The organism is Candidatus Bathyarchaeota archaeon, from assembly GCA_026014745.1.
Classification (GTDB): Archaea; Thermoproteota; Bathyarchaeia; order Bathyarchaeales; family Bathycorpusculaceae; genus Bathycorpusculum.
The window spans coordinates 371,709-384,902 of the sequence record JAOZHS010000001.1 but is presented as its reverse complement, the minus strand read 5'-3'; the positions used below and the strand labels follow the sequence as shown (position 1 = coordinate 384,902).

At 46.8% G+C, this 13,194-nt stretch carries 16 protein-coding genes; 10 read left to right on the top strand and 6 right to left on the bottom strand.

From position 1 onward, the window contains the following. Window positions 1–146: 146 nt before the first annotated feature. Window positions 147–887: a PadR family transcriptional regulator gene (locus tag NWE92_02145; GenBank protein ID MCW4028432.1), complete on the bottom strand. Its 741-nt coding sequence runs from the start codon at window positions 885–887 to the stop codon at window positions 147–149. Between the two features lie 77 nt (window positions 888–964). On the opposite strand from NWE92_02145, the gene NWE92_02140 reads away from it, so the two are divergent. After that, entirely contained in the window at window positions 965–1,882 is a 918-nt protein-coding gene (locus NWE92_02140; protein ID MCW4028431.1) for an arsenical pump-driving ATPase GET3, read from the top strand. Next, window positions 1,872–2,201 (top strand): thioredoxin family protein, encoded by a 330-nt coding sequence (locus NWE92_02135; GenBank protein MCW4028430.1) that lies wholly within the window; start codon window positions 1,872–1,874, stop codon window positions 2,199–2,201. The genes NWE92_02140 and NWE92_02135 overlap by 11 nt, the downstream gene beginning before the upstream one ends. Window positions 2,202–2,255: 54 nt before the next feature. Here NWE92_02135 and NWE92_02130 read toward each other — a convergent pair whose 3' ends face one another. Then, window positions 2,256–2,759 (bottom strand): amino acid-binding protein, encoded by a 504-nt coding sequence (locus NWE92_02130; protein ID MCW4028429.1) that lies wholly within the window; start codon window positions 2,757–2,759, stop codon window positions 2,256–2,258. 135 nt (window positions 2,760–2,894) lie between these two features. Here NWE92_02130 and NWE92_02125 point away from each other — a divergent pair, with 135 nt between their 5' ends. The 6 genes from NWE92_02125 to NWE92_02100 all read left to right on the top strand — a co-directional run bounded on the left by NWE92_02125 (window position 2,895) and on the right by NWE92_02100 (window position 8,712). After that, the gene (locus NWE92_02125; GenBank protein ID MCW4028428.1) at window positions 2,895–4,304 is read left to right on the top strand and encodes a TrpB-like pyridoxal phosphate-dependent enzyme; all 1,410 of its coding nucleotides are present in this window, start codon (window positions 2,895–2,897) and stop codon (window positions 4,302–4,304) included. Between the two features lie 254 nt (window positions 4,305–4,558). Then, complete coding sequence (locus NWE92_02120) at window positions 4,559–5,194, top strand: DUF996 domain-containing protein (GenBank protein ID MCW4028427.1); 636 nt, start codon at window positions 4,559–4,561, stop codon at window positions 5,192–5,194. A gap of 18 nt (window positions 5,195–5,212) precedes the next feature. After that, on the top strand, window positions 5,213–5,770 hold the full coding sequence (locus NWE92_02115) for a hypothetical protein (GenBank protein ID MCW4028426.1): 558 nt from the start codon (window positions 5,213–5,215) through the stop codon (window positions 5,768–5,770). Between the two features lie 143 nt (window positions 5,771–5,913). Further along, on the top strand, window positions 5,914–7,041 hold the full coding sequence (locus tag NWE92_02110; protein ID MCW4028425.1) for an ATP-NAD kinase family protein: 1,128 nt from the start codon (window positions 5,914–5,916) through the stop codon (window positions 7,039–7,041). A 65-nt stretch (window positions 7,042–7,106) separates the two neighbouring features. Continuing rightward, window positions 7,107–8,213, top strand: a complete 1,107-nt coding sequence (locus NWE92_02105) for a DegT/DnrJ/EryC1/StrS family aminotransferase (GenBank protein MCW4028424.1) — start codon at window positions 7,107–7,109, stop codon at window positions 8,211–8,213. Window positions 8,214–8,325: 112 nt separating this feature from the next. After that, window positions 8,326–8,712 carry a cyclophilin-like fold protein gene (locus NWE92_02100; GenBank protein ID MCW4028423.1) on the top strand — a complete coding sequence of 129 codons (387 nt, stop codon included), beginning with the start codon at window positions 8,326–8,328 and terminating at the stop codon, window positions 8,710–8,712. Here NWE92_02100 and NWE92_02095 read toward each other — a convergent pair. From NWE92_02095 to NWE92_02085, 3 genes are read right to left on the bottom strand one after another with little or no spacing between them, the layout of a single operon-like run. Then, complete coding sequence (locus NWE92_02095; GenBank protein ID MCW4028422.1) at window positions 8,709–9,188, bottom strand: hypothetical protein; 480 nt, start codon at window positions 9,186–9,188, stop codon at window positions 8,709–8,711. The genes NWE92_02100 and NWE92_02095 overlap by 4 nt on opposite strands. A 42-nt stretch (window positions 9,189–9,230) precedes the next feature. Next, on the bottom strand, window positions 9,231–9,557 hold the full coding sequence (locus NWE92_02090) for a hypothetical protein (protein MCW4028421.1): 327 nt from the start codon (window positions 9,555–9,557) through the stop codon (window positions 9,231–9,233). 34 nt (window positions 9,558–9,591) lie between these two features. Continuing rightward, window positions 9,592–11,082 (bottom strand): radical SAM protein, encoded by a 1,491-nt coding sequence (locus NWE92_02085; protein MCW4028420.1) that lies wholly within the window; start codon window positions 11,080–11,082, stop codon window positions 9,592–9,594. 106 nt (window positions 11,083–11,188) lie between these two features. Between NWE92_02085 and NWE92_02080 the strand changes: the two genes are divergently transcribed. Then, window positions 11,189–11,941, top strand: coding sequence for a TrmB family transcriptional regulator (locus NWE92_02080; GenBank protein ID MCW4028419.1), 753 nt, complete (start codon window positions 11,189–11,191; stop codon window positions 11,939–11,941). Between the two features lie 55 nt (window positions 11,942–11,996). Here NWE92_02080 and NWE92_02075 read toward each other — a convergent pair whose 3' ends face one another. Beyond that, a complete protein-coding gene (locus NWE92_02075; GenBank protein ID MCW4028418.1) occupies window positions 11,997–12,218 on the bottom strand; it encodes an NFYB/HAP3 family transcription factor subunit in 222 nt (73 codons plus the stop codon). 153 nt (window positions 12,219–12,371) lie between these two features. On the opposite strand from NWE92_02075, the gene NWE92_02070 reads away from it, so the two are divergent. Further along, a complete protein-coding gene (locus tag NWE92_02070; GenBank protein MCW4028417.1) occupies window positions 12,372–13,145 on the top strand; it encodes a TatD family hydrolase in 774 nt (257 codons plus the stop codon). Window positions 13,146–13,194: the final 49 nt, after the last annotated feature.

The following is a 13,194-nucleotide window of genomic DNA, read 5'->3' as shown; positions in this document are numbered from 1 at the left end:
TGCTAGTAACTCTTTTTGTTTAATAAATTATGGGTAAGAATTTGGAGACTCTAAAAAAAGTGGGTTAATATATTAGACTTTAGCTACTCGGGGAAACTTTAACAATTCGGGCATGAGTTTGCCGCATCTTTTTTCGCTATAATCAATTATTTTTGGGCAGTTGCATATAGCAAACCCATCTTGGCGGTAACTACAATATCCCTAAACCCTGTCTTCTCCAAAATTTGTTTCAATTCATCCCGACACAGCCCCGGCGGCTTATTTAACCCGAAAACGTCTTCAAAGAGGATTTGGCTAAACATGTTATCGGTTTTTTCTGTTTCGATAGCTAAAAGATGCCCGCCTTTCTTCAAACTTGCATGGAGCTTCCTTAAGCAGTCAGTAATATCGGAGTCGGTATTTCCAATTAAGCAACCTACGCCTATAAAGCTCAGCGCAGTATCAAACGTATCAGCTGGAACTTTTAGGTCACTTGAATACGTTATATCGGCACCCTTCAGAAAACGTTTGAGCTCATTATGGTCTAATGTGGAGAGCACTTTTTCGTGACGATTAATTTCTATTAGACCCTGTATGTTTCCTAAAATCTTGTTAACATAGTTGGATGTGTCACAGCAAAATTTCATAGAACTGGTAAGGTGGTCATGCATCTTTTTTGTGCCAGTTTCGGTGAGGAAATAGATCTTTTTACGTGTTGCACCGTTTGTTTCGGTTTTGTAGTCAATTAACCCTTTTGTTCGCAGGTTTTCTAATACGGGGTAGATTGTGCCGGGGCTTTTTAATCGCAGGCGTTTCATTATATCGATTCCGCATAGCTCTTCTTCTCTTAGGAGCATCATTATTTTAGCTTGTAGATTGCCTGAAATGTTGGGTTGGGGTGGCTGCATTTGGGGTTCTCCAGTATCGGATACCAACACGAAATCTTATAACATTATCGGTAAATCCGATATTGGAGATACCAACAATGAATGAATCCAACATCAAAAAAATCATAGAAAAAAGAAAATTCCTATTCTTCGGCGGCAAAGGCGGCGTCGGAAAAACAACCATGGCAGCCGCAACAGCCACATGGCTAGCCGACCAAGGATACAACACACTAATCGTAGCAACCGACCCCACAGTCAGCCTCTCCGCAACCTACGAACAAAAAATCGGAGAAACCGAAACCACAAAAATAGACAAAATCGAAAATCTCTGCGGCTTAAACATCAACCCCAAAAAAGCTACAGGCGTCTTCCAAAACCGCCTCCAAGGCATGATGCAGAATTTTGACCAAATCCTCGGAAAAGACGCCATCAGCACCCCATGCGCAGAAGAAACGGCAGCCTTCGACCAGTTCGTCACCTACTTAGGCGACAAAAACTACGACCACGTCGTATTCGACACCGCCCCCACAGGACACACCCTAAGAGAACTATCAATGCCCTTTGACTGGTCAAGCTACATGACTAACCAAATCAAAAATCGAAAAGAACTCTCCGAAGCCTTAGGCGGCGTAGACGAAAACACAATAGAAGGGCTAAAACAGGAGAAGAACCGCTATGACCAAGCCGTAAAAAGCCTCTCAGACGAAACAACCTCCGCCTTCAACCTCGTACTACTGCCTGAAAAGTTGCCAATTGAGGAGACCGCTCGTGCCGTCGAGGACCTATCCAAGTTTGGCATAAACGTCGCCTCATTGATTGTTAACGAAGTTATCCCAACCAACGTTCTTAATGGCAACTGGTTTCTGGAGAAAAGGCGAGCTACACAAGAAAAATACTTTAAAGAAATAGAAACCCGATTTGAAGGGCTCCTAAGAAGAGAGGTTCCCCTCTTTGAAACCGACATCTATGGCATCGAAAGCCTCAGAAAGGTAGGGAAGCAACTCTATGGACAGTAATCTGAAAGTCACGATTCTTACAGCCTCCTGCTGTAACCCAGCACTCAAACCGATGGATGAGCAATATACAAAAAGAGTCAAACAAGCCCTTGGCACCGTAAACACTCATGCGGAGATTGAGGTTGTGACTGCAACCGAAGCATATTATGGTAAAAAAATCGGTGACATGAGCAAACTCAGACCCCTCTTTGACAGATACGGGATGGATGCACTGCCGGCTCTATTTGTCAATGAGGAGTTGGCGCTCTATGGGGGGTTACCCTCAATCGATAAATTGGTTGAAGTGCTGCAGAAGGCAATCAAACCCAAAGAGGTATAAGGTCTGACCAGACCAAGCATAACTCCCCTATCCGTAGGGGTGCCTCGGCTTTTGTCAGTAGACAGATACTTTTGCAACGCCCGGAATCTTTAGCAACTCAGGAATGAGTTCGCCGGGGATTTTTTTCTCCACAATGAGTGTAAGTTTTGGTTCAGGTGAGAGTTCAGGGTCATCTACAATGGCTTGCCGAATACCCAGTCCGGCTTTGCTAAGAGCCATGGCTGTGTTGGCAAGTATGCCTCGTGTGCCAGCGCTGGTGGGGGTGATTTCAAGCACGCCGAGGTTTAGGTGTTTGGCGATTTCTTTTAGGCTGTGGCCTGCGGGGCGGATTTCTTCAAATATCATGCGAAGTTCGGGGTTGTCGTGGATTGTTGTGAGGGTTTCGTTGACGGTTCGTCGGTCGACGCCTGCGACGCGTGCGATGCGGATGGGGGGGATTTCGATTTGGTTGAGGTAGATTTTGTCGTCTTGGGCGGATAAGCCGTTTTCTATGAGTACGCGTGCGACTTTTAGGCGTTCGGGGTAGTCGTCGAGTTGGGTTTTGATTTTGTTCCACATGTGGTGGTCGCTGGTATGGTTGTTTGTTTGGGTATAAATGTGTTGTCCAAAACCTATACAGTCATGTACGTTTATGTTCACAAAAGCCTTAAATAAATCCTCAAAGAACAGTTCTCTACCCAAAGGCGAAGAATCTTGCCAGACAAAAAAATCCTACTCAAAGAAGAAGACATACCAAAACAATGGTACAACATCGTGCCCGACCTGCCCCATCCCCTTCCGCCCTTCATAGAAGCGGAAACCGGAAAACCAGGCGTCGGCATCGTCCCTAGAATTTTCCCCAAAGCAATCATCGGACAAGAAATCAGCCAAGACCGCTGGATAGACATCCCAGAAGACGTCCGAGAAGTCTACCGCATCTGGAGACCCAGCCCCCTCTTCCGCGCCTTCAGCCTCGAGAAAGCGCTCAAGACACCAGCTAAAATTTACTACAAGTACGAAGGTGTCTCCCCCTCGGGAAGCCACAAAACCAACAGCGCCGTACCCCAAGCCTATTACAACATGAAAGAAGGCATCACCCGCGTCACAACCGAAACAGGCGCAGGACAATGGGGTAGCGCACTCAGCTTTGCAGCTAACAAATTCGGCTTAGAAGCCACAGTCTACATGGTCCGCGCAAGCTTCGACCAGAAGCCCTACCGCAAAGCCATGATGAATGCTTTCGGCGCCGAATGCGTCGCCAGCCCAAGCAACAGAACCGCGGCAGGCAGAAAAATCCTCGCCGAAGACCCCGACAGCAGAGGCAGCCTCGGCATAGCCATCAGCGAAGCCGTCGAGGACTCATTAGAAAGCGAGAAGACCAGCAAGAAAGCCAACTATACCATCGGCAGCGTCTTCAACCACGTCTGCATGCACCAAACCGTCGCTGGCCTAGAAGCCCAAAAGCAGTTGGCAATGGTAGAGGACTACCCTGACGCGATTTACGGCTGCATCGGTGGAGGCAGCAGCTTCTCAGGTCTGTTCTGGCCATTCTACTACGACAAAACCTCCAAGAAGGCACCTAAAGAAACCAAATTCATCGCAGTTGAACCAACAGCATGCCCCAAGGTCACACGCGGCTACTACACCTATGACCACGGCGACACCGCCAAACTAACTCCACTTGTCCCCATGCACACCCTTGGTCACGACTTCATGCCAGCCCCAATCCACGCGGGAGGACTCCGATACCACGGCATCGCCCCAACCATCAGCGTGCTAGCCAAAGAAAAACAAATCAGCACCCTAGCCGTCAACCAAGTTGAGGCGTTTGACGCAGCAAAAATCTTCATCCGAAGCGAAGGCATCATCCCCTCACCAGAATCCACCCACGCCATCAAAGCAGTCTGCGACGAAGCCCGAGCATGCGCAAAAACCAACACACAAAAAACTTTGTTGTTCGCCTTGACGGGTCACGGATTCTTTGACATGTCCGCCTACGATGAATACTTCAATGGACACCTTCAACCCTACGAGTATCCAGCCGAAAAAGTCGCCGAATCCATGGAGAAACTCCGCAAACTCTACCCATGGCTAAGCGAAGTCTCCAAACAATACATCGGCTAAAAAAATAGTTAGACGCAAACTGCGTCTCTTTCTATTTTTCCTTTTTGTTTTCTGACCCTAATCCAGTTTAACCCCAAATTCTGTTCAAACGAATCGAATCACGGTTTTTTAGGCCCGCAAAGAGTGAACTCTAACCCTTAGAGCCCCAAATTCTAAACCCCAGTACTCCCCAACCAATTATCTTCTAAATGTTAGGGCTATATCGCGAACCAGACATAGGCAAATCCAGAATTCGGAGGCTAAAAAAAATGAACATGAACTTTGAAAATAACAAAAAACTAGCTGGCGAAGCATCAATACTGCTTCTGCTCAGCATAATCCCATATGTTGGATGGGTCCTAGGTATAATTGGCATCGTGCTGCTCCTCAAAAGCATGAAGGAGTTCTCAGCACAATATCAAGATGAACGCATCTACCAGAACTCTTGGACGGGCATCAAATACTACATCGTTGCTTTAGTCGCAGCAACCGTAGCAGTAACAGCAATGGTCATCGGCTTCGCATCAGCAATAGGCTTTGGCTTAACAGGCTCATTCGCATTCACCGCAGGCTTTGGCGTCGGCTTAATCGCATTAATCGCAGGCCTCGTTACCGCATTTGTCTTCTACGTGCTTGCCGCAACACACCTAAAAACAACCTTCAACATCCTCGCAGAAAAATCAGGCGACCAAACATTTGCAACCGCAGGCACCCTACTCTGGGTCGGCTCCATACTAACCATAATCCTCGTCGGCTTAGTGCTAATCTTCATCGCCTGGATATTCGCCGCCATAGGCTTCTTCAGCATGAAGAACCAATCAACCCCACAATACACTGCCCAACCCTACGGCTACACTCCACCCCAACAACCAGCACAGCCCTTCCAGCCTACACAAACCTCAAAAGCATAAACAGCAGAGGGACAAAGCATGACCCAACAACCCCAAACACCAAACGAATCAGACTGGAGACGATTCATAAAAAACCACAAAGCTGCATTCACGGCGTTTACTGCCGCTGCAGTTTTGGCGGTTGCAGGCGCAGTATACGTCTTCGTATGGTTTACGGGTAACGCACAAACAGTAGATTTGGTTCCAGCTACCCTGAACCTGTGGTCAATGAATAATCTGGTGTTGTTCATTCTCCACGCCATCTTCTGGGAACTGGTACTAATCGGCATCCCGGCAGGCATCGGCGCAGTCATCGGCTGGCAATGGTGGAAACGGCTCCCCGAAGCAGAAAAAACCCAATACAACCTCGGCGGCAAAGGCTCAAAAAAGGGTTCCCGAGCTGGAGGCGCAATCTCTCCGCTACTCTTCATCGCGTTCGCCATCAAAGTCTACGTGGACGGATACTGGAACACAGCGATTGCAAGCTTCACCGTTGATTACGTAGTTGGCTCAATGGTAACGATACTGATCTGGATAGCGGCCATAGTCGCAATACCCGCAATAATAGGGTTCATCTGGTGGATAAGCCGCCGATGAACCATACCCCATTTTTTTAACGCAAAAAAGAGGAATCGCGTTGAATGGTGACATATTCAAGCTATCAAAATTATCTTTAGAACAAATCAATTTCTACTTTTTATTAACCCCACATGCCCTATTACTACACAGGTTAACAACCAATGACACAGGCTATCCCAACAAAAACCGTGGGCTTCATAGTAAACCCAGTCGCAGGCATGGGCGGAGCCGTCGGACTTAAAGGCACAGACGGCAAAGCCATCCTCCAACAAGCCATCCAGCTTGGCGCCAAACCCATCGCTACACAACGCGCTCAAACATTTTTAACCGAACTATCAGCCGCCAAAGAGCACCTAAAACTAGTTGTCGGTGCAGGCGACATGGGAGAGAGTAAAGCAAAAAAGTTGGGCTTCAACATCCAAGTTGTAGGAGAAGCAAAAACAGAAACCTCCTCTGAGGACACTCAAGCCATCGCCAAAGCCATCATAGAAGCAGGAGTAGACTTGCTGGTTTATTGTGGCGGCGACGGAACCACCCGCGACATCCAAAAAATCGTGGAACTCAAAGTCCCCGTGCTGGGTGTTCCGACAGGGGTTAAGATGCATAGTGCATTATTTGCGGTGAGTCCCCAAGCGGCGGCAAGAGTAGCCATAACTTACTTGTGGTATGGGCTACCGCTACGGGAAGCAGAGGTCATGGATATAGATGAACAGGAATTTCGCCAAGGACACCTCTCCGCGGAACTCTACGGGTACATGCTCAGCCCCTTTGAGCCGCATCTGATTCAAGGCAACAAAATGGAAAGCCCCACAACAATAAACGAGGTGGAAAACCAAGCCGCCATCGCCCTCTACCTCATCGAGGAAATGCAGCCCGACGTGCTCTACATTGTGGGTCCAGGAACCACCACCCGCACCGTCGCAGACCTTTTGGACCAGAAAAAAACGTTGCTGGGCGTGGACTTGTTTTGGAACAAAAAAATCATCCAAAAAGACGTTAACGAAAAACAGACCCTCCAAGCCCTCGAAGGCAAAGCCTCACGTATTGTGGTGACTCCTATTGGTGGGCAGGGCTTTATTTTTGGCAGGGGTAATCAGCAAATCAGCGCAAAAGTCATCCGCAAAGTCGGCGTTGACAACATCACCGTAATTGCCACTAAAAGCAAGTTGGATAGGCTTGTGAGTTTGCGAGCTGACACAGGAGATTCGGGTTTGGATGAGGAGGTTAGGCAACGCGGCATCAGGGTTATTACGGATTATAAGACGACGCAGGAAATGGCAATCGAATAGCTCTTGCGTCTGAGTAAATTAAAATATGCAAAACGTACTTTACTCTAACAAGCGAGGCAGAAATCGTGATATATATTAATCTCCCAAAAATCGGCGAAGAAGAAATTCAAGCAGTTGAGAAAGTGATGCGTAGCGGCATGTTAACCAGCGGATTAGGTGCTGGAGCCGCAGTTACCGAGTTTGAACGTGGCTTTGCAGAAATGGCAAACGCTAAGCATGCAATCGCCGTTAACACTGGTACCGCAGCCCTACACGCCGCCATCATGGCTGTTGGTGTAAAACATGGAGACGAAGTTATCTTACCAAGTTTCACCTTTGTTGCCACTGCGGAAGCTGTGGCGTTGGCAGGCGGCAAACCTGTTTTCGCCGACATAGACCCGCAAACCTACAACCTCGCGCCATCTGCAGTAGAAAAAGCATTGACACCTAAAACCAAGGCCATTTTGCCTGTGGATTTGTATGGTTACTCTGCGGATATGAAGCCGCTTCGGGAAATCGCCGACAAACACGGCTTAGCCCTTGTGGAAGACGCAGCACAAGCACATGGTTTAACTTATGAGGGTAAACCTGCAGGCGCCGTCAGTGACATTGCCTGCTGGAGTATGTATGCAAGCAAAAACATCATGACTGGCGAAGGCGGCGTCGCAACCACAAACGATGATAAATTAGAGGAAACCTTGAGGATGATTCGCACTCACGGCGAAAACAAGGTCAAGTATACTTCGATTATTTTGGGAACCAACTACCGCATGTCAGAGATGCAAGCCGCCATAGGCAATGTACAGCTAAAAAGGCTGCCTGATTTTGTGGCTAAACGTCGCCGAAACGCTCAGTTGTTAACCAGCATCTTGGAGAAGAACAACAAACTAGTTTTGCCCACTGAATCCAAAGACAGGCTGCATAGCTGGTACCTCTATACGGCAAGAATAAAAGACGCTACTGAAGAACAACGCAACAAGCTTATGGCAGAACTCAAAAAAGTCGGCATCGGCGCAGAGGCATACTACACTAACCCAGTTCATCAAATGCCGTTTTATCGAGAGACTTACGGCGCCAAGGCACTACCTGAAACTGAGAAAGCAGCCAAACAAGTGCTTTCGCTGCCCATTCACCCCGGAGTAAGCGATGAACAGGTAGAGTTCATTGGGAAAACAGTTTTGAGTCTCCTATAATTTTCTCTCTATTCTTTTGAGGATACAGGCAAGTGTAAAGTTAAAATTACACTTCGCGCAATATACCCTCAGAGTCTGCACCTTATTGGATTTCTTAGAGGGGCATGTATAGTTGAGTAATGACGAAGGCGTTTCGCGGATAAAAATAAAGTTTCTCATCGAGGGGTTAGGGGAAGCAGAGGGGGAACTTGTTCGTTTCTTAGCGCCACGAACTATCGACGCTATTGTCCGAAAATTCCCTGTAGAGGGACGGGCAGCTCTTTGGAAAGAAGAAGTCTATTTTGAAATTCCCATAAAAATGGGGGAAGAAAAATCCAAAGCCACCGTAGAAGCTGGCACTATAGCGTTTTGGCCTATGGGCAGCGCTTTGTGCGTGTTCTATGGAAAATCTCAACCCTACAGTCCAGTAAACGTTTTAGGCAAAATTACGGGAAACCTAGAAATATTTAAGCAAATAAAAAGCGGCTTAACAATCAGAGCACAGTTAGCCTCAACTTAAAAGGACCAAGAACTTTCTTTCCAAAGGTCAAGAAGCCGTCCGCATTCTTCTTTCACAGAAGCATCAGCAGTTTTCTCCTTGAGCACTTCAAGAAACTCTATACGTTTGGTGACTGAGCGTTTTTCAGCGTTGCCGCCATAGTAGAGTTCGCCTTCAAGGTACTCTTTCATGCTGAGCGCTTTTTGCACAAAGAGGCTGGCTGCGTCCACGGGGTTTTCTACGGCGAATTTGTTTGCCCAAATCGAAACTTCAGTTTCTCTAAGTTGGGTTATGCCGTCGATTTCTTGGATTTTCCTTATGAAAGTTTGCAGGAACTCAAAGTAACCTGCCACTTTGATTAATTCAAGGGCTTGATTGACTTTTTCCGTGAATCCTGGAGCACCCTCTACTGTTATGGTGTGTTTGTACCCTTGGTCAACTAACATTTTAGCATTTTTTACTTCTTCAAGAGTGTATACTCTTTCGGGGAAACTCAAATCCAGAACTCCATTTATGTTAAAATAAAGATTAGTAGCAGTTTAAGCTGCTGACTTGTAGATTTTCAGATTATGGCTACTAGAGACTAACTGTATAGCGCCGTTGGCTTCTAGCTGCTCTAGGAAGTCCTTTGCTGCACTGATGCGTATACCGTAGCGAGTCGCTATTGAGTAGGGAGTTAACACACCCATCTTTTTAGCTTCAGCAATGACCTTAGCGTCTTTAACGTCTGGAGTCATAATGCCCACAGTAATTTTCTTCTGTGGCGGACCTGACGGTTTATCTTTCTTCTTCGCTTCTTTGTCTTCGTCAGTTTTTACCTGCTGCTTTTCCATCTGCTTTATGCCAAGCTTCTTTTTTCCACCCATGTTTTCACCTTGCCAAATGTTGATATCTCAACAATTAAATTGTCTGACTTATTTCAACCTTATGTTTGTTTTGCCACTCTTTGATTGGCACACCAAGTTTCTTTTCTACATCAGCACGGTGAATAGAGTTCATTGTACAGAAAGGTATGATTCTGCCGTCGGGAACTGCATAGTGAATGACACAGCGCTGAACACGTTCAAGGTCAAAGTTATAGGGATCCATGAAGTGCATCGAGGAAATCAGAACTGCAGAGCGCGCAAAGTCGCCAAGCGACTTGTAGTCTCCGTTAACCAGCACTTTGAGCACGTATTTGCGTAGGAATCCGAATTTGATGTGGCGACCGGCACCGACAAGGCGGAGTTTAGCTTTGCTCTTGTTGCCTTTGGCTGCATCGTCATAGACGCTTTGAAGGGTCGCGACGAATTTGTCAATGTTGCCGTATCGGGTGATTGGCGTAATTTTACCGTCTTCAATGAAGACAAACGTTGCCATGCCGCAGTGGGGGTGCGATGTGAATTCGACGTAGCGTTTGTCTTTGATGGCGCCAACCGCTTTCGAGACGGGAACGACCACGGGAACAGGGTAAAAGTCGCTGGTTTTAATCACACCTTCAGTTTGTTCCTCGACTTTTTTCATGAAGTCAGGGATAGTGATACGCATCTTTTCGCGTTCATCAGGCGGCAAACGACCACAGAGTGAAACTGGCTGAACGTTAATGCACCGTACGACGTCACAGTTTTTAGCTGCAAACCTTACGATGTCACCTAGTTGACTGTCGTTAACGCCCTTAACTAGGGTAACAACCAGCACGACGCTGTTCCAGCCGGCGGCGCTAAGGTTCTCGAGGGCTTTCATCTTTATGTCAAGCAAGTCGACGCCACGGATGTACTTGTATACATCTGAGGTTAAGCCATCAAACTGGAGATAGATTGTGCTGACGCCTGCTTCTTTGAGTTCCTTGCAGAATTCCACGTCTTGGCTGAGACGTAAGCCGTTAGTGTTAACTTCAACGTGGTTAAAGCCTAATTCCTTGGCTTTACGGACCATAGTTGGGAGTTCTTTGCGGATGGTTGGTTCTCCACCGCTGAACTGCAAGGCCTGTGCTGGTACAGGTTTAGTTGCACGCAGGTTCTCCAGCATGCCAACAACCTGCTCCATAGTGGGCTCGTAAACGTAGCCTGCGTAGTTTGCGTTAGCAAAACAGACGGGGCATTTGAGGTTGCAGCGGTTGGTTATGTCAATGATTGCTAGGGCAGTGTGGGATTTGTGTTCTGGGCAGATGCCACAGTCACTAGGGCAACCAAGCTTCTTCTCGGTTCGCGGATTTTCTACACCTGTTCCTTCACTGCGGAATTTTTCGGCGCGTACATATTGGTCGTAGTCTGACCAGTAAAGTTCCTGAAAATGACCATGCTGGGGACAATCTTTTTTGATGAAAACTTTTCCTTCATCTTCAAAGATAGTAGCATCGATAGGTTTGAGGCATTCAGGACAGAGACTTTTAGTCGGTTTAATATCTTTCATCGAAATTTGCCTTCTAACGTGTAAGCGTTAATGACGAAGGGCTTAAGAGCAGAAAACACGATAATAAGGTTTCCAAACGTTTCCTAAGGTGATTGAGGGGAAAAACATGGCAGTAAACGACGAAACCCGTTCTGCACTACGCGAAATGGGGTTAAACGCCTACGAAATCGACACGTACCTTGCACTTCTAGAAGGCGGCCAAATGACAGCTATGGAAATCAGCCAACAAGCCAACGTGCCCTACAGCAAAATCTACGAAGTCCTCAACGAGCTAAAACAGAAAGGCTGGATAAAAAGCAGCGAAGACCGCCCCTTCAAATATTACCCCGTTCCCCCGCTAGAAGCCACCCGCATAACCAAACTACGCCTAGAAGACAAATATGCAGGATGGGAAAACACCCTCGCTGACACACTTCAACCACTCTATGAGAAACGAGAACTAGTCGAACGCCCTGACATGCTAATTCTGCGAGGACAACAAGCGACACTGGGAAAAGTCAAAGAAGTCGTCAGCAAAGCCACCATTGAAATAGTCATAGCAGCCCCCGAATTCGCCAAACCCCTAATCGCTATGGCTGAACCTCTCTTAGGCAACGGATTAAAAAAGACCGTAAAGGTAAAGCTGATGGCAGCAGGCAGCAAAGAAGACTGGAGTTTCATCAAAAAATTCAGCGGCCTAAGCGAGATGCGTATTAGGGATCACATGTTTGGCGGCGGCATAATCGCGGACGGCAAAGAAGCCATGCTGTTTTTGGGTGAGGATAAGCCTAGCCTTGTTATATGGAGTAATCATGTTGGCTTAGTGGGGTTTGCACGCGAGTATTTCCAGTTCCTTTGGGATAGCTCCGCAACTACATAGCCGCCCCGCAACGAGAAAAAGAAAAAAGAAGAGAGAAACGCGAGGTTACTTTGAATTATTTGCCCATGACTTTTTTTGCAGCAATCTCTATGTCTTCGGCTTTGATTGTTTTTCTTCCGGCGTGCATCGCAAAATCAAGTGCCTCTTTAGCTACTTTTACGCCGATTTCCTCAAGTGCCTTTGCTAGTTCTTTTGCTGCTGCTTCGCTTACTCTGTCAGCGCCTGCTTTCTTGCATAATCTGTGCATGGGGGCTACAGCTATTTCTAATTCTGTCATATCGACATCTCTTTAGCTTCTTTTTCTCTTTAAGGCAATATTTAACCTTTGTTATCTGTTTTTACGTTAAAATAGAGTTTAACCTAAAACCTAGCACGGGTAAACTAAGAAAATTTTTAAAACCCGAAACCGTGAATATAGCGCTGAAAAGAAATGAAACTTGTAGACGCACATATCCATCTCTCAGACGCAGGATACGCAGGCCATATTGAAGAGGTAATAGCAGACGCAAAAGAAGCTGGGTTAGTAGCCCTAGTAACCAACTCGTTGGACCTCAAAAGCTGCCAAAACGACCTCAAACTAGCCGAACAATATCCTGACTTAGTTTATCCAGCAATGGGCATCCACCCCTGGAATGTGAATGTTCTTCAAGAAAACGAACTTGAAGACACCGTTGAGTTCATCCTAAAAAATAAAGGAAAAATTCGGGCAATAGGAGAAATCGGCTTAGACAACAAATATGAAACCATCTGGGAAAAACAAACCATGGTGTTTGACCGCATGCTGCACCTCGCCGAAACCCTCAATCTGCCAGTCATAATCCATTCAAGAGGCACAACCGACAAAATCGTAGATATGCTACCCTCATACAACCTCAAACGGGTGCTGCTCCACTGGTTTAGTTATCCTATGACCGTGCTCGCCAAAGCTATAGACAGCGGCTACTACATCACCGAGGGTCCCCCAGTAACCTACTCCAATGGCATCCGAGAAGTCGTCGAAAACACGCCCCTAACAAACTTTCTAACCGAAACCGATGGCCCCGTAACCTACTGGAAAAAACCCTTCAACGGACAATTAACCAAGCCCTCCTACATCCAAAACGTCGTGGCTGCAGTAGCTGAAATCAAAAAAATACCCCCCGAAGAAGTCGCGCAACAAATAGTTGAGAACTTTGAAACCTTCTTTAATATAAAACTAAACTAACCCTTCAATTTTTTTTAGCAACGCCCACGCTGCGGCTTGCTGGTTTGAA